Genomic DNA, 15,194 nt, shown 5'->3' with positions numbered 1-15,194 from the left:
GCGCGCCCATGGACCTGACCATCCTCTACCGCGGCCCGCTCTCCTCGTGCGACTACGACTGCCCGTACTGCCCGTTCGCCAAGCGGCGCGACAGCCGGGAGCAGCTGCGCGCCGACCGTGCCGCGCTGGAGCGGTTCACGGCGTGGGCCGCGGCGCAGACCGGTGACCGGCTCTCGGTGCTGTTCACGCCGTGGGGCGAGGGACTGGTCCGCTCCTGGTACCGCCGTGCGCTGGTCGAGCTGGCGCAGTTGCCGCACATCCGCCGGGTCGCGATCCAGACCAATCTCAGCAGTCGTACGGGGTGGCTGGCCGAGGCGGGCGGGGCCGGGCTCGGGAAGATCGCGCTCTGGTGCACGTACCACCCGGGGCAGACGCCGTACGAGAGGTTCCTCGGCAAGTGCCGGGAGCTGACCGCGATGGGCGTCCGGCACAGCGTCGGGATCGTCGGGCTCGACGAGCACCTGGCGGAGGCGCGGCGGCTGCGGGCCGCGCTGCCGGACGAGGTCTACCTGTGGGTGAACGCGGCGGAGGGCCACACCTACACGGACGAGGAGGCGGACCGCTGGACGGCCGTCGACCCGCTCTTCCCCTACAGCCGGCACCCGCACCGGTCGGCGGGGCTGCCCTGCCGGACCGGTGAGTCGGTCGTCTCGGTGGACGGGGAGGGCACGGTGCGGCGCTGCCACTTCGTGCCGGCGGAGCTCGGCAACCTCTACGACGGGAGCTACCGGCGGGCGCTCGGGCCGCGGGCCTGCCCGCTGGCGGTCTGCGACTGCCACATCGGGTACGTGCACCTGGAGACGCTGCCGCTGTACGACGTCTTCGCGGGCGGGGTGCTGGAGCGGATACCGGCGGCGTCGCCGCCGTCCCTCCTCGGACGGGCCTGAGAGGCCCGGATCCGTCCGTCGCACGGCCGGGTCCGGGCCGTCCGCTCCGTCCGGCGCCCGGTGGGAAGCATCCCTAGAGCGGCAGCAGGTCCGGCCGCTTCGCTTCGACGTGGTCGCCGGAGGACTCTCCGCGCAGCCGCCGTCCGATCCACGGCACCAGGTACTCGCGCGCCCAGTGGATGTCGTCGCGCCGCACTTCGAGCGTGCCGCGCTGGGCCTGCGGGGGCCATTCCTGGTCGGGGTCGGCCGGCACCTCCATGCCGAGGACCTGGGCGGCGCGCAGCGCGACCCTGGTGTGTCCCTCGGGCGAGAGGTGGAGCCGGTCGTCGTCCCAGGCGCGCCGGTCCTGGACGGACCGCAGCGACCACAGGTCGAGGACCGGGCACCCGTAGCGGTCCGCGACGGCCCGCACATGGGCGTTGTACGTGGCGATCTTGCCGCGCAGATGGCGCAGCACGGGGACGCCACGGGTGTCGAAGCCGGTGGTGATCATGACCGTCCCGACCGATCCGCTCAGGTCGGCGACCGCGCGCTCGAAGCGCTCGGCCACGTCGTCGGGGTCGGTGCCGGGGCGGATGATGTCGTTGCCGCCCGCGCAGAAGCTCACCAGGTCGGGGGCGAGTTCCTTGGCGCGCGGCACCTGCTCCTCGACGATCTGGTCGAGGAGGCGTCCGCGTACGGCGAGGTTGGCGTACCTGAAGTCCCCGTGGGGATCCGCGTCCGGTCCGGTGTCCGGGAGCTGGTCCGCGAGGAGTACCGCGAACCGGTCCGCCCAGCCGACGAAGGCCCCGTCCGGCCCCGGGTCGCCGACCCCTTCGGTGAAGCTGTCGCCGATCGCCGCGTACGACCCGATGACACCATTTCGGTTGATGACGCCACGTTGATTTTTTCTCGAATCGTCTGCCACAAGCGCTTATCCTGCACCGCTGAATGTGACCTACGCGACCGTAATATGGGGTTGACGGGAGGTGAGATAGACCACCCGGTCAGTTTTTGGCAAAGGGGGAATACGCCGAAGGGGCGGTGCGCCGCCGCGCACCGCCCCTTCCATGTCGCCGGGGTCGGATTCCGCCGTCCGGTTTCCCGGCCGTGCGGATCGGACGTGGATCCGTACGGATCAGACGTAGATGCCGTGCGAGGCCAGGTAGGCGATCGGGTCGATGTCCGAGCCGTACGCCGGACCCGTGCGGACCTCGAAGTGCAGGTGCGGACCGGTGGAGTTGCCGGTGGAGCCGGAGAGGCCGACCTGCTGCCCGGCGCTCACGCTCTGACCCGCCGAGACGGAGAGGGAGGACATGTGGCCGTACTGCGAGTAGCGGCCGTCGGCGTGCTTGATGACGACCTGGTTGCCGTACGCGCCGCCCCAGCCGGCGGTGACGACGGTGCCGGAGGTGATGGCCTTCACACTGGTGCCGGTGGAGACGGGGAAGTCGATCCCGCTGTGGCTGCCGCTGGACCAGTTGGATCCGGAGGCCCGGTAGTTGGTGGTGTGGTTGCCGGGAACCGGGTGGACGTAGCCGGAGCCGGTGCTCTGGGCGGCCGGGGCGGAGGTCGCGGCCTTGGACTCGGCGACGGGCGCGGACTTGACCGGGGCCGACTCGGCCGGGGCGGCCTGGGCCGGGGCCGACTTCTTCGCGACCGACGGCGCCGAGGGGGCCTTCGACGGGAGGGAGGAGCCGGTGCCCGTGCCGGTGGACGCGGCGCCGGCGGACGCCTTGCCGCCGAGGGTCAGCTTCATGCCCGGGAAGATCAGGCCGGGGTTCTCGCCGACGATCTGGCGGTTGTCCTGGTACAGCTTCTGCCAGCCGCCCTGGACCTTGTACTCGGCGGCGATCTTCGCCAGGTAGTCGCCGGTGACGACGGAGTACGTCGTGGTGGCGGGAGCCTGCTTCTGCGCGACCGGCTGGGCGTGCGTGGTGGTGACGGGGGCCTTCTGCGGCACGACGGCCGGGGCGGCCTGCTCCGCGGCGTGGGCGCCGGTGGCGCCGAGCAGCGGGAGCGCGATGACGGCGCCGCCGGCGCTCGCCGCGACGACGCCGCGGGCGATGGGGCCGGCCTTGGGACGACGGTGCTTACCCGATATGGGCATGAAGTGTTTCCTCTCCGGCGCCTGCGAGGTGAGCTGTCGGGTTCGGGCTGGAGATGCCCGGCCGCGCGAACGCGACTTCACCCCTAGCCGACCGGATACCGGTCGGCGGCTTACCTGGTTCCCCCGCTCCTGCCACGCGATCAGTGGATGTGAATTCCGGGCGGCGGCAGGATTGGGCGGTCCGTCCGGATTGACGGTGACCGTAGGCGAGCCGGGACGTCGAGAACAAGCCATGGGTTCCACCCCGGATTCCGCACCCGGGAAATCGGTGCGGAATTCCGGTCACACTCCGTGGATTAAGGATCATGCCTTTCCGCGCCGCGCACGGAATTCCCGACCGCCCCTTCGCCACACACCGTCACGGATATGATCCCGCTCACGAGCGGGCAACCATCTCCCCCGCACCCGGGGCAAGTTGCACCAAAAGGAACATTACGGACACACTTCGCAGGTCATCCCTTCCGAAGCCTCAGCACGCGCGCGTCGAGATCCCCCCGGAGCCCGGTGTGCAGTCCGCGGTGCAGCAGCACCGAACCGTGGTGCACCGCCCCCGTGTCCAGGCAGGTGTACGTGGCCCCGGGGTCGATCCCGCGCAGCCGCAGGGCCGGGGGCCGCTCCCGGTGGCGCTGGGTCTCCAGCCACATCAGGACCACGGTCTCCTCGCCGCGGACGTACTGGACCGCGCTGAGGCCGCCGTCCGGGGGGCGCAGCCGGTACAGCTCGCCGTGCTGCACCACCGGCCGGATCTCCTTGTACAGATCCACCCATTCCCGCGCCTCGGCGAGCTCCTCCCCGCTCCACTTCGCGAGGTCCCCGCCGATGCCGAGCACCCCGGCCATCGCACTCACGAAACGGAAGCGCAGGGAGCTGACCCTGTCGTTGAACTGGACGTTCGGACTGTCGGTGACCCAGGCGGCCATCACCCGGGCCGGGTGAATCTGACCGAAGCCCTCCTGGATGGCGAGCCGGTCCAGCGGGTCGGTGTTGTCGGAGGTCCACACCTGGTCCGTACGGGACAGGATTCCCAGGTCGATCCGCCCGCCACCGCCCGAGCAGGACTCGAACGCGACGGAGGGGTGCGCGGCCCCGAGCCGGTCGATCAGTGCGTACAGGCCGTCCACGTGCTCGATCCAGAGCTTCTGCGGATACTCCTCGCCCGGCCACCCCGCATCGGTGAAACAGCGGTTGAAATCCCATTTCACATAGTCGATGGGCGCGCTGGAGAGCAGGGTGTCCAGCTGCCCCAGGAGATATTCGCGCACATCGGCGCGGGCCAGGTTCAGCACCAGCTGATTGCGGTACTCGGTCCGCTTCCTGCCCGGGAAGTGCTGCACCCAGTCGGGGTGCGCACGATAGAGATCACTGTCCGGGTTGACCATTTCCGGTTCGACCCAGATACCGAACTGCATGCCGAGTGCGTGCACTTCGTCCGCGAGCGGCTTCAGCCCCTCGGGAAAGCGGTCCGGATTCGGCGTCCAGTCGCCGAGCCCGGCCCGGTCGCTGGTCCGCCGCCCGAACCACGCGTCGTCCACGACGAAGAGTTCCACGCCCACCCCGGCGGCGCGGGCGGCGAGGGCGCGCTGCTGCTCCAGCGAGACGTCGAAGCCGGCCGCCTCCCAGGAGTTGTAGAGCACCGGCCGGAGGCTCTCCGCGTCCGGGACCACATGGGCCAGCTGCCAGGCGTGCCAGGCGCGGCTCGCCCCGCCGAACCCCCGCCCGCTCCACAGACCGGCGAACACGGGTGTGGTGTACGACTCCCCCGGGGCGAGCCGCAGCAGTCCGGAGTCGTCGTGGCCGGCGCCGCCGGTGATCTGCACGAGCCCGTCGGGAAGCCGCTGCACGCAGATCCGCCACGACCCGGACCAGGCGAGCGCACAGCCGTACACCTCCCCGCTCCCCTCGGTCGCCGTGCCGTCGGCGTCCAGCGCGACCCACGGCAGGTGCTGGTGGCCGGTGTGGCCGCGCCTGCTGGAGGTGACGCTCTCGCCGTGCATCAGCTCCGCCCGTTCGAGCTGCGACTCCGCCGCCCAGCGCCCGTGCAGCCGGCTCAGCCGCCATCCGTCGCGGGCGGGCAGCGACCAGGCGGCCGCGTCGGCCCGCAGCAGTTCCAGCGGCGGGCCGTCCGGTCCGGCGTGGGTGACGGTGGCCCAGCGCTCGACGACGTCGGAGTCCGCCCGCATCCGGTAGTGCAGCGTGAGGGCGAGCCGGTGCACGGCGTCGGTGAAGCCGACGCGCAGTTCGTCCCCGTCCACCACGGCATCGGCGAAGGACCACTCGGTGCCCCTGACCTGCGGGGTGCGCACCGAGAGGGCCGGGCGGGCGAACCTGGGGCCGCCCTCCACGGGGTACTCCTCGCGCCCGTCGAGCCAGGACTCGAAGGCCCGGGAGGACGGCTCCGGCTCCTGGGCCAGGGACTCGGCCGCCGCGAGGGAGAGCTTCGGCCCCCAGTGCAGATGGATCAGCTCGTCCCGCTCGGTGAGGCGCAGCGCGTAACTGCTGTCCGCCCCGGTGAGCATCCAGACCCGGCCCGTATTGCCCGTCTCGATCATCGCTTCCCCACATTCCAACAGTTCCGCACATCATCGAGCATCACTGGATACCGGGCAACGGCCAGTGGGCAATTCACCGGTCGGACTGGCTGCCGGAGCAAGGGAGTTCACCGGGTATCGACAGGAAATGGCCGAGATGATTGCCTGAGGAACCCATGTCGTATCGTCGCGAGGGTTGGCCTTGCCGGCGACTCGCGCCGGTCCCAGACACTCCAGGAGGCGCCGTGACCCAGCAGTTGCCGCAGATCCCGTCGACGGAACCCGAACTGGCGGGCGTCCGCAACTTCCGCGACCTGGGCGGCCTGCCCGCCGCGGACGGCCGACGGGTGCGGTACGGGCGGCTCTTCCGCAGCGGTCACCTCGCGCACGCCACGGCCGAGGACGCCGCCTTCCTCGGCGGTCTCGGTCTGCACACCGTCTTCGACTTCCGCAACGAGACCGACCGGCGGCTCGACGGCCTGGACGTGGAGCTGCCCGGCGTGCGGAGCGTGAACATACCCCTGTCCGACCCGGCCGACGGGGCGGAGTTCTGGCACGTGGTCCGGGACGGCGACGTCCCGCAGCTGCACGCGATACTCGGCGACGGCAAGGGGGTGAACCGGATGATCGCCTCGTACCGGTCGATCATCCTGGACCGGACCGCCGAGCACAGCCGGGTCCTGCACGCCCTGGCCGAGGACAGCGTCCCGGCGCTGATGCACTGCGCGGCGGGCAAGGACCGGGCCGGGCTGGCGATCGCGGTGTCGCTGCTGGCCGTCGGCGTCGGGCGCGAGGAGATCGAGGCCGACTACCTGAAGTCCAACGACGCCCACCGCCGCTACAAGGTGCGCCGCAGCGACACGTCGGCGAAGGGCATGTCGGACGAGGTGATGGAGTTGCTCAATCCGCTCTTCGGCGCCCGTGCCGAGTACCTCTCCGCGGCGTTCGCCGTCATCGACGAGACCTGGGGCGGCACGGAACGCTACTTCTCCGAGGGGCTGAAGCTCTCCCACGGGACCCGCGAGCGGCTGCGCGACCGGCTCCTCGACGAGTCCTGAGCGGGAACGCGGCGCGGTCGGGGGCGGGAGCGGTCCAAAACGGCGCCCGGTCGGCCGCGTCGCGTGCCCGGCCCGCCCCGGCGCGTGTTCAGCCCTTGCCCGCCACCGCGAACAGCAGGTAGAGGAAGGCCGCGAAGATGTGCCCGGCGATGAGATAGGCGAACAGCCTGATCACCACGCCGCGGGGGAACTTCCGCTCCTGGGCCTCGTACTTCTTCGTGGACCCGAGCGGGTCGAAGTTCTCCGAATCGGACATGACGGTCCTCTCTGGTGACCGGCCGGGCCGGTCTCAGCGACGGTGGATGCCGCTGCCGAGGCACAGCTCGGCGGCGGGGCTCTGCAGCAGGGTGTGGACGAAGAGCAGCTCCGCGCCGTCGCGGTCGAGGGCCGCGAGCCGGTGCGGGGTGAGCGAGTCGAAGTGCGCGCTGTCGCCGGGGGCGAGGTCGTGCACGGTGTCCCCGAGCGTGACGCGCAGGTGTCCGGCGAGCACGTACACCCACTCCTCGCCCGGGTGGACCCGCACGAGGTCGCCCTGCGCACCGTGGGGAACCCGGACCCGGAGGGCCTGCATCGCCCGGCCCGAGCCGCCGGCCTGCTGGTAGGACCAGCCGTCGGCCTCGGCCCCCTCGAACTTTCCGCCGCGGATGATCGCGTCGCGTTCGGGGGGTGTCTCGCCGAGCAGCTCGGAGACCGTCGTACCGTAGATCCTGGCAAGACCGAGGAGCATCGGCAGCGAGGGCTGACGCCGGCCCGTTTCGAGCCGGGAGAGATGGGCGGGGGAAAGCCCCGCCCGCTGGGCGGCGGTCTCCAGGGTGAGACCGCGGCTGCGGCGCAGATCGCGCAGGCGTGGTGCGACTCCGGGCAGCTCGTCGGCCACCCCTCCGTCCGGAGGATTCATGTTCCCATTGGGCCAGGATCCTGCCTCGGAGGCAAATTTCTTGCCTCCGAGGCAAAAGCTTCCGGGAACCCCGGTCAGCGGTTGGCCACGGCCTGCTTCACCAGGGTCCGGCCGAAGTCCCACATCAGTCCGCCGCCGCTGTGGGCGTCGTCCATGACCTCGGTGAACGCCGTGACGAACCGGTCCACCTCCGGCTCCCCGATCACCAGCGGCGGAATCAGCTTGATCACTTCCATGTGGTCGCCCGAGACCTGGGTGAGGATGCGGTGCTTCCGGAGCAGCGGCACCACCACCATCTGCGCGAACAGTCCTTTGCGGGCCGCCTGCAGCATGGTCCAGCGGCTGCGCAGCTTCAGTGACGACGGCCGGCCGAACTCGATCCCGATCATCAGTCCGCGTCCGCGCACCTCGTGCAGCAGTTCGTAGCGGTCGACCAGCGCGCCCAGCCGTTCCCGCAGCAGGTCGCCGGTGCGGCGCGCGCGGGCGACGATCCGCTCGTCCTCCATCACCGCGAGGACGGCGAGTCCGGCCGCCATCGCCTGGGCGTTGGAGCCGAAGCTCGCGGAGTGGACCAGGACCCGGTCCATCGACGAGTAGACGCGCCGGAAGATCCAGTCCTTGCCGAGGGTCGCCCCGACCGGGACGTAGCCGCCGGACAGCGCCTTGGCCACGCAGACCAGATCGGGTTCGACGCCCTCCTCGTGCTGGTACGCGTAGAAGTCGCCGGTCCGGCCGAGGCCGGTCTGCACCTCGTCCGCGATGAGCAGTGCCTTGTGTCCGTGCAGCAGCTCCTGGGCCTCCCGCAGGAAGCCGGGGGGCGCGGCGTGGACCCCCTTGCCCTGGACCGGCTCGACGATCAGCGCCGCCACGTCGCCGCGCCCCAGTTCGCGCCGCAGCGCGTCGAGGTCGCCCAGGCCGATGGCGGTGTCCGGCAGCAGGGGGGCGAAGCCGTCCCGGAAGCCGTCCTCGCCGTTGACCGAGAGGGAGCCGGTCGTCAGCCCGTGGAAGGAGTGTGCGCAGTAGAGGATCCTGGGCCTGCCGGTGGCGCGGCGGGCGAACTTCAGGGCCGTCTCGACCGCCTCCGTTCCGCTGTTGCCGAAGAACACCCGGTCCAGGTGCGGGCTGTGCGCGAGCAGTTTCTCGGCCAGCAGGCCGGGCAGCGGCTGGCAGTCGAAGCGGGTGAGGTCGGCGAGCGAGGCGTCCAGGACGTCGTGCAGGGCCTTGCGCACGACGGGGTGGTGCCGGCCGAGCCCCATCACGCCGAACCCGGCGAGCATGTCGAGGTAGTCGTTGCCGTCCGCGTCCCAGAAGTACGCGCCCTCGGCCCGCTCGTAGACCTTGTCGAAGCCGATGGTGCGGAGCATCCGGGGCAGCTGGTGGTTGAGGTGCTTCGTGTGCAGTTCGTAGCGTTCGGCGCCGCGCTCCGCGAGGAGTCGCGCCAGGTCGAAGCCCTTGGGGTCGTCGTCCTTCATTCCCCGCTCTCCTCGGTACTCGTCGCCGCCTCCCTGGCGGCCAGTGCGGCGCTGATCCGTCCGGCGATCTCCACCGGGGTGAGCCCGATGTCGGCCAGTACCTCGGCACGCTTGCCGTGGGCGAGGAACTGCTCGGGGATGCCGAACGTCCGCAGCGGTACGTCGACCCCGGCGTCCCGCAGCGCCTGCCCGACCGCGGAGCCGACGCCCCCTGCCCGGCTGTTGTCCTCGACTACTGCGACCAGCCGGTGGCGTGCGGCGAGCGGGGGCAGCTCCCCGTCGACCGGTTTGACCCAGCGCGGGTCGACGACGGTGCAGCGGATGCCGCCGCCGGCCAGCAGGTCCGCCGCTCCCAGGCAGACCGGGGCGAGCGCGCCGACGGCCACGAGCAGCACGTCGGGGTCGTCCGCCCGGTGCAGCACGTCCATGGAGCCGATCCGGTCGAGCGCCGGGACCGGCTCCCCCACCGACTCCTTGGGGAACCGGATCACGGTGGGGGCGTCGTCGACGGCCACGGCCTCGCGGAGCTGGGCCCGCAGCTCGTCGGCGTCGCGCGGTGCGGCGATCCGCAGTCCGGGCACGACCTGGAGCACGGACATGTCCCACATCCCGTTGTGCGAGGGTCCGTCGGGTCCGGTGACCCCGGCCCGGTCGAGGACGAAGGTCACCCCGCACCCGTGCAGCGCGACGTCCATCAGCAACTGGTCGAAGGCCCGGTTGAGGAAGGTGGCGTAGACGGCGACGACCGGGTGGAGTCCGGCGGTGGCGAGCCCCGCCGCGGAGACGACGGCGTGCTGTTCGGCGATGCCGACGTCCCAGATCCGGTCGGGGAACGCCTCGGCGAACCGGGTGAGCCCGACGGGGTCCAGCATCGCCGCGGTGACGGCCACGACGTCCGGCCGCTCCGCTCCGATCAGGGCGATCTCGTCGCCGAACACCGAGGTCCAGGACGGCCCGCCGGGAGCGGCGAGCGGCGCGCAGGTCAGCGGGTCCATCGCGCCGACGGTGTGGAAGCGGTCGGCCTCGTCGTGGAGCGCGGGCGGGTAGCCGCGGCCCTTCTCGGTGATGCAGTGCACCACCACCGGGCCGTGGAAGCGTTTCGCCCGGTTCAGGGCGGACTCGACGGCCGCGATGTCGTGCCCGTCGACCGGACCGACGTACTTGAGCCCGAGGTCCTCGAACATGCCCTGCGGGGCGAAGGCGTCCTTGAACCCCTTCTTCGCGCCGTGCAGCGATTCGTACAGCGGCGGCCCGATGACCGGTGTCTGCCGCAGCACGCCCTTGCCCCAGGAGAGGAAGCGTTCGTAGCCGTCGGTGGTGCGCAGGGTCGCGAGGTGGTCGGCGAGGCCGCCGATGGTGGGGGCGTACGAGCGCTCGTTGTCGTTGACCACGACGACCAGCGGCCGGTCCCGCGCGGCCGCGATGTTGTTGAGCGCCTCCCAGGCCATCCCGCCGGTGAGGGCCCCGTCCCCGATGACGGCCACGACGTGGTCGTCGCGTCCCAGCACCTGGTTGGCCTTGGCGATGCCGTCGGCCCAGCCGAGGACGGTCGAGGCGTGGGAGTTCTCGATGACGTCGTGCGCGGACTCCTCGCGGCAGGGGTATCCGGACAGTCCGCCCTTGCCGCGCAGCTTGGAGAAGTCCTGCCGTCCGGTGAGCAGTTTGTGCACGTAGCTCTGGTGCCCGGTGTCCCAGAGGATGCGGTCCACGGGCGAGTCGAAGACCCGGTGCAGGGCGATGGACAGCTCCACCACGCCGAGGTTGGGTCCCAGGTGGCCGCCGGTCCTCGCCACCGCCTGGATGAGGAACTTCCTGATGTCCTCGGCGAGTTCGCCGAGTCTTGCTTCGTCCAGCGCCTTGAGATCGTGCGGCCCCCGGACGTTCTCCAGAATCGTCATGCTCGGGCCCCCTCTCCTGGTTCCGTTTCAGCTCACGGTGACGGCGGGAGCCCCCGACGGCGTCCCGGTGCCCTCCGACAGCAGCGCGCCGAAGGCCACCGCCGACTTGATCGTGCCCCGGAAGGCCGGCCCGGCCTCCGTCACGCCCAGGTGCAGGGGATAGTCGCAGCGCTCGGCCAGCTGCCGGTAGGCATTGACCATCACCACCGGGTCGTTGTGCTTCACGGAGATCTTGATGTCCCGGAAGCCGTGCTCCTCGAACAGCGACGCCTCCCACAGCGCCGACTCCACCAGCGCCTCCGGGGTGACCTTGCCGTACTTGGCCAGCAGCCGCGCGTCCAGCGAGCCCGCGTTCACCCCGATCCGGATCGGGGTGCCCGCCTCGCCCGCGGCCCGCGCGATCTCCCTGACCTTGTCGTCGAACTGCTTGATGTTCCCCGGGTTCACCCGCACCGGCGCGTCCCCGCCCACCGCAACCGACCCGACCCGGATGCGCCGCGAGGGGCGGCGCATCGCGAGCGGCCGGGCCGACGGGCCGGGGAGACCCGGTACGACCGGCTCTCCGGCGGTCATGGCGTCACCGGTTCCCGGAGACCGTCTCGCGCGCCGCGCGCAGGGACTCCTTCAGCGATCCCATGGTGGCGAGCACGGCGGTGGGCTCGTAGCCGCAGTGCGCCATGCAGTTGTCGCAGCGCGGGTCCTTGCCCCGGCCGTACCTGTCCCAGTCGGTCTCCTCGATGAGCTGGCGGTACGTCGGCACGTAGCCGTCGCTCATCAGGTAGCAGGGCCGCTGCCAGCCGAACAGGGAGTAGTTCGGGATGGCCCAGGCCGTGCAGGGGAAGTCCGCCTTGCCCTCCAGGAAGTCCAGGAAGAGCGGCGAGTGGTTCAGCCGCCAGCGGGCGCGGTTCCCGCCGGCGAACGCCTTCTTGAAGAGTTCGCGGGTCTGCTCGACGCCCAGGAAGTGCTCCTGGTCGGGCGCCTTCTCGTAGGCGTAGGCGGGCGAGAGCATCATCTCGTCGACCTTCAGCTCGTCATTGAGGTAATTGAGGACCTCGATGACGGTCTGCGGGGTGTCGGTGTTGAAGAAGGTGGAATTCGTGGTGACCCGGAAGCCGCGTCGTTTGGCCTCCTTGATCGCCGCCACCGCCTCGTCGAAAACGCCTTCCTTGGCGACCGATTCGTCGTGCCGTTCGCGCAGCCCGTCGATGTGCACGGCGAAGGCGAAATACGGGGAGGGGGTGAATTTCTCGATCTTCTTCCGCAGCAGCATCGCGTTGGTGCAGAGGAAGACGTACTTCTTCCGCGCCACCAATTGCCGGACGATCTCGTCGATCTGCGGGTGCATCAACGGTTCGCCTCCCGCGATGGAGACCATCGGGGCACCCGATTCGAGCACGGCGCCCACGGCCTGGGCGACCGGCATGCGCTGTTTGAGCACTCCGGCGGGGTGCTGGATCTTCCCACAGCCCTCGCACGCGAGATTGCAGGCGAACAGGGGCTCCAGCTCCACGATGAGCGGGAACTTGTCCCGCTTGCGGAGCTTCTGTTCGGCGAGATACGTCGCAACCTTGATGGTCTGACGGAGCGGCATGGCCATCTGGCTCACCTCCTGGGGAGCAACAAAGATCGGTGCCATTCGTAGAAAGCCGGTAGGACGGCACGGAGAACACGGAAAGCCGATATTCCACCGCGCACCGTGCCGATGCGGACGAGCTCGTGCTCCGGAGCATCCACGACCACCCGTACGGCGGCAACCGGGCGTGGCCCGGACCGCAGGGCGGTGCGCAGCGTGGCAGCCGACTCCATGTCCGCCGCGATCGCTCCGGTGGCCCGCAGTCCGGCCCGCTCGTGCCCGCGTACGACATGGGCGGAGCCGGCCAGCGGGCCGGTGTGGACGGTGCGGCCGGGCACCGCCCTGGCCAGGGCCTCGGCGAGCAGGCCCGGGGCGGTGCAGGCCGTCGAGCTCCCGGCTTCCCGGGTCTCGTCGGCGACCACCAAATCCCCGGGGTGCATCCCCGGGGACAGTCCGGCGCAGAACCCGGAGGCCAGGACCGCCGCACCGGACGCGCGGCCTTGGGCCAGCGCCCGGCCCACGGCCTCCTCGGCGGCCCTGGGGCCCATGCCCGTGCGCAGGACGGTGACGGGGCCGGGGGCCGTGCCGGCCCTGCCCCGGCCGCTGTGCAGGGCGAACCGCTCGATGCCCAGCGCGCAGGCGATCAGCAGCGGTGCCGCGGGCCCTGACGGCCCCGGGTCGTCGCCCATCAGGCCCCCTTGCGGACGGCGAACGGTTCGCCGTACACGTACCGCCCGAGGGCGGTGAGCGGGAAGACCTGCCGGTAGAGGTGGTAGTTGATGGAGAAGTCCCAGGGGAAGCCGGTCCCGGTGAAGTACGGCTCGTCCCAGGAGCCGTCGGCCCGTTGGGTCTCGGTCAGCCAGGACACCCCCCGCAGCACGGCCCCGCTGTCGCGCCGTCCGGCGGCGAGCAGCGCGAGCAGCGCCCACGCGGTCTGGGAGGCGGTCGAGGCGCCGTGCCCGATCCACTCGTCCTCGTGGTACGAGCGCAGGTCCTCGCCCCAGCCGCCGTCGTCGTTCTGCACGGACTCCAGCCAGTGGACCGCGCGCCGGACCGCCGGGTGCGTGACGGGCAGTCCGGCGGCGACCAGGGCGGGCACGACCGACCCCGTCCCGTACACGTAGTTGACGCCCCACCGGCCGAACCAGGCGCCGTTGGCCTCCTGTTCGGCGAGCAGCCACTCGACGCCGCGCCGGGTCGCGGGGTGTCCGGTCTTCCCTTCGACGGCGAGCATCTCCACCACGTGTCCGGTGACGTCGGCGGACGGCGGGTCGATGACCTCGCCGAAGTCGCAGAAGGGCAGCCGGTTGGGGAAGGCGCTGGTGTTGTCCGCGTCGAACGCGCCCCAGGCCCCGTTGCGGGACTGCATCCCGACGTTCCAGCGCACGCCCCGCCTGATGGCGGCCTCGACGCGGGCCCGGTCGGGGTGGCGGACCCGGCGCAGCGCGAGGACCACTTCCGCGGTGTCGTCGATGTCCGGGTAGTTGTCGTTGTGGAACTCGAACGCCCAGCCGCCCGGGTTGAGCCGGGGCCGGCGCACCGACCAGTCGCCGGGCCGGACGATCTCCTCGCCGAGCATCCAGTCCGCGGCCTTGACGAGGGCCGGGTGGTCGGGGCTGACCCCGGCGTCGGCGAGCGCGATGGTGGCGAGGCAGGTGTCCCACACCGGGGACTGGCATGCCTCGATCATGCGGGCGCCGTCCTCGCGCCAGACCGCGAACCGGTCCAGCGATTCGAGTCCGGCCCGCATCACCGGATGGTCCAGGTCGTAGCCGAGCAGGTGCAGGGCGATGACGGAGTACACGGCGGGCGGCTGGATGCCGCCCCAGCAGCCGTCGTTCTCCTGGCGTTCGATGATCCAGCGGGACGCCGCGTTCATGGCGATCCGGCGCAGCCTGCGCGGGGCGAACCGGTGGTAGACGTGCAGCGCCCGGTCCAGGCGCTGGAAGACGCCGTCCCAGCTCGCCGCCGGGGCCGGGCGTCTGGGCGGATTCGGGTTGGCCGGGTCGGTGTGCAGTTCGTCGAGCGGGAACGGGGCGGGGCGCACCGGCCGCTTCGCCGAGACGATGGTGAGCGGCACGATGGTCTGGCGGGCCCAGCAGCCGAAGTCGTAGATGTTGAGCGGGGCCCACTTGGGGAAGAACATCAGCTCGGGCGGGAGTTCCGGCAGGTCGTCCCATTTCCACCAGCCGAACAGGGCGAGCCAGATCCGGGTGAAGACGCGGGCGGCCGCGATGCCGCCCTGTTCCCTGATCCAGGCCGAGGCGCGGGCCATGTGCGGTTCGTCCGGCCGGTCCCCGGCCAGCCGCAGGGCCACGTACGCCTCGATGGTGGTGGAGAGTTCGCCGGGCCCGCCGTGGAAGGTGGCCCAGGTGCCGTTGCCCAGCTGTTCGCCGCGGATGAAGAGGCCGGCCGCCCGGACGGTCTCGGGGTCCTGGATGCCGAGGAACTGACGCAGGAGCAGGTCCTCCGCGTCCATGGTGACGTTGGTGGCGAGGTCGCCCTTCCACCAGCCCTGCTCGTCCTGCTTGCCGAGGAGGTGCTCCACCGAGCGTTCCGCGGCCCGCCGCGCGGCGGCGAGCACGTCGTCCGCGGCGATGGTTGTGTCGGTCGGTTCACTGGCCGAGGCCGCGCGGGGGTTCACGGCCCCGGTGCTTCCGTCGGTCGTCGCTGTCATGGCTTCCCCTTCGTGCAGTCGGTCCTCTGCTGTGCTGGGGTCTCCGTCGGCCGGTGCCCGCCGGGGCCCCGCCGGCGACAGCGAGTCATATGGACCAGATGGTGAGATGGGGAG

At 71.3% G+C, this 15,194-nt stretch carries 12 protein-coding genes, 1 pseudogene and 1 riboswitch; of the genes and pseudogenes, 2 read left to right on the top strand and 11 right to left on the bottom strand.

Going from position 1 to position 15,194, the window contains the following annotated elements; translation table 11 throughout:
• Positions 1 to 8: 8 nt before the first annotated feature.
• Positions 9 to 887 carry an STM4011 family radical SAM protein gene (locus tag ABZZ04_RS14305; RefSeq protein ID WP_356932492.1) on the top strand — a complete coding sequence of 293 codons (879 nt, stop codon included), beginning with the start codon at positions 9 to 11 and terminating at the stop codon, positions 885 to 887.
• A 73-nt stretch (positions 888 to 960) separates the two neighbouring features.
• Here the strand turns inward: ABZZ04_RS14305 and ABZZ04_RS14300 are convergent, their stop codons facing one another.
• The 3 genes from ABZZ04_RS14300 to ABZZ04_RS14290 all read right to left on the bottom strand — a co-directional run bounded on the left by ABZZ04_RS14300 (position 961) and on the right by ABZZ04_RS14290 (position 5,525).
• Positions 961 to 1,794 carry an SGNH/GDSL hydrolase family protein gene (locus ABZZ04_RS14300; protein WP_356932491.1) on the bottom strand — a complete coding sequence of 278 codons (834 nt, stop codon included), beginning with the start codon at positions 1,792 to 1,794 and terminating at the stop codon, positions 961 to 963.
• Between the two features lie 210 nt (positions 1,795 to 2,004).
• Positions 2,005 to 2,976, bottom strand: coding sequence for a peptidoglycan DD-metalloendopeptidase family protein (locus ABZZ04_RS14295; protein ID WP_356932490.1), 972 nt, complete (start codon positions 2,974 to 2,976; stop codon positions 2,005 to 2,007).
• A 3-nt stretch (positions 2,977 to 2,979) separates the two neighbouring features.
• A riboswitch (cyclic di-AMP (ydaO/yuaA leader) is annotated at positions 2,980 to 3,132 on the bottom strand.
• A 296-nt stretch (positions 3,133 to 3,428) separates the two neighbouring features.
• Positions 3,429 to 5,525 carry an alpha-galactosidase gene (locus tag ABZZ04_RS14290; RefSeq protein ID WP_356932489.1) on the bottom strand — a complete coding sequence of 699 codons (2,097 nt, stop codon included), beginning with the start codon at positions 5,523 to 5,525 and terminating at the stop codon, positions 3,429 to 3,431.
• Between the two features lie 224 nt (positions 5,526 to 5,749).
• Here ABZZ04_RS14290 and ABZZ04_RS14285 point away from each other — a divergent pair, with 224 nt between their 5' ends.
• Positions 5,750 to 6,562, top strand: coding sequence for a tyrosine-protein phosphatase (locus tag ABZZ04_RS14285; protein WP_356932488.1), 813 nt, complete (start codon positions 5,750 to 5,752; stop codon positions 6,560 to 6,562).
• Between the two features lie 88 nt (positions 6,563 to 6,650).
• Here the strand turns inward: ABZZ04_RS14285 and ABZZ04_RS14280 are convergent, their stop codons facing one another.
• From ABZZ04_RS14280 to shc, 8 genes and pseudogenes are all read right to left on the bottom strand, one after another.
• The gene (locus ABZZ04_RS14280; protein WP_177328335.1) at positions 6,651 to 6,818 is read right to left on the bottom strand and encodes a DUF6126 family protein; all 168 of its coding nucleotides are present in this window, start codon (positions 6,816 to 6,818) and stop codon (positions 6,651 to 6,653) included.
• A gap of 33 nt (positions 6,819 to 6,851) precedes the next feature.
• Positions 6,852 to 7,460: an XRE family transcriptional regulator gene (locus tag ABZZ04_RS14275; protein WP_356932487.1), complete on the bottom strand. Its 609-nt coding sequence runs from the start codon at positions 7,458 to 7,460 to the stop codon at positions 6,852 to 6,854.
• A gap of 74 nt (positions 7,461 to 7,534) precedes the next feature.
• Positions 7,535 to 8,932 carry an aspartate aminotransferase family protein gene (locus ABZZ04_RS14270; RefSeq protein ID WP_356932486.1) on the bottom strand — a complete coding sequence of 466 codons (1,398 nt, stop codon included), beginning with the start codon at positions 8,930 to 8,932 and terminating at the stop codon, positions 7,535 to 7,537.
• On the bottom strand, positions 8,929 to 10,830 hold the full coding sequence (dxs, locus tag ABZZ04_RS14265) for a 1-deoxy-D-xylulose-5-phosphate synthase (RefSeq protein ID WP_356932485.1): 1,902 nt from the start codon (positions 10,828 to 10,830) through the stop codon (positions 8,929 to 8,931). The genes ABZZ04_RS14270 and dxs overlap by 4 nt, the downstream gene beginning before the upstream one ends.
• Positions 10,831 to 10,899: 69 nt before the next feature.
• A pseudogene (locus ABZZ04_RS14260) lies at positions 10,900 to 11,403 on the bottom strand (flavodoxin-dependent (E)-4-hydroxy-3-methylbut-2-enyl-diphosphate synthase); the annotation flags it as partial.
• Positions 11,404 to 11,407: 4 nt separating this feature from the next.
• A complete protein-coding gene (hpnH, locus tag ABZZ04_RS14255; protein WP_356932484.1) occupies positions 11,408 to 12,427 on the bottom strand; it encodes an adenosyl-hopene transferase HpnH in 1,020 nt (339 codons plus the stop codon).
• 5 nt (positions 12,428 to 12,432) lie between these two features.
• Positions 12,433 to 13,092: a 1-hydroxy-2-methyl-2-butenyl 4-diphosphate reductase gene (locus tag ABZZ04_RS14250; protein ID WP_356932483.1), complete on the bottom strand. Its 660-nt coding sequence runs from the start codon at positions 13,090 to 13,092 to the stop codon at positions 12,433 to 12,435.
• Positions 13,092 to 15,080 (bottom strand): squalene--hopene cyclase, encoded by a 1,989-nt coding sequence (gene shc / locus ABZZ04_RS14245; protein ID WP_356932482.1) that lies wholly within the window; start codon positions 15,078 to 15,080, stop codon positions 13,092 to 13,094. The genes ABZZ04_RS14250 and shc overlap by 1 nt, the downstream gene beginning before the upstream one ends.
• Between the last annotated feature and the right edge of the window lie 114 nt (positions 15,081 to 15,194).

The organism is Streptomyces sp. NPDC006435 (genome assembly GCF_040612315.1).
In the GTDB taxonomy this organism is placed as follows: domain Bacteria; phylum Actinomycetota; class Actinomycetes; order Streptomycetales; family Streptomycetaceae; genus Streptomyces.
Note: the sequence above shows the minus strand (reverse complement) of the source record. Positions and strands in the feature narration are given on the sequence as shown.